This is a genomic window from Vibrio sp. 1078-1 (assembly GCF_033340475.1).
Map to the genome: position 1 here is coordinate 1 of NZ_JAWOWM010000230.1, position 789 is coordinate 789.

The following is a 789-nucleotide window of genomic DNA, read 5'->3' on the forward strand; positions in this document are numbered from 1 at the left end:
CAGAAGAAACTCTGACCAAAGTGACAGAAAGCGTTGAAATCTCTTACTACCGACAAGATACCCCAATCATTCACTTCGGTGACCATATTCAAGATCTCTTCGTGGTAAGAAGTGGCGTGGTGGAAGTTTATCGCCGCAAGGGTGAACTTTATAACCGTCTCGATGAAGGCGACTTATTCGGTCAAATGGGGCTGCTTACCAACAACAAAGTTCGTTTCCCGGTAAAAGCTATTGAAGACACCCTACTCTACTGCATTCCGGTCGAGGTGTTTCAAGAGATCTACGACAACTTCGACTCTTTCGCCGATTTTGTTGAAGTAGAAAACAGCGCCCGCTTGCGCCAAACCATTTCAGAAAACAAAGACGCAAACGACTTAACCACCTCTAAAGTCAAGACCCTACTTACTGGCGATGCCCCGACCATAAACCGCGGCCAAACAATCCAACAAGCAGCGCAGTTAATGGCTCAGGACAACATTTCATCACTCTTGATTGTCGACCCCGATTTTGTCCGTGACGAAGATGATCCGCAATCGCCCGTTTTAGGCATCATTACTGACCGAGATTTATGCACTCGAGTGCTTGCGGAAGGCTTGTCTCCTCAAGATGATGTTTCAACAGTCATGACGACGGAAGTGATCTCTCTCGACCATAATGCTTACATCTATGAAGCCATGCTAACGATGTTACGCTACAACGTGCATCATCTGCCGGTGGTCAAAAATCAACTACCGATAGGCATCATCGAAACTACCGATATTGTTCGTTATGAATCGCAAAACTCACTGC

1 protein-coding gene is annotated in these 789 nt (G+C 46.3%); it reads left to right on the forward strand.

Annotated elements, in window-relative coordinates:
* A partial coding sequence (locus R7190_RS26805; RefSeq protein WP_318137787.1) for a CBS domain-containing protein occupies window positions 1-789 on the forward strand: 789 nt, incomplete at both ends.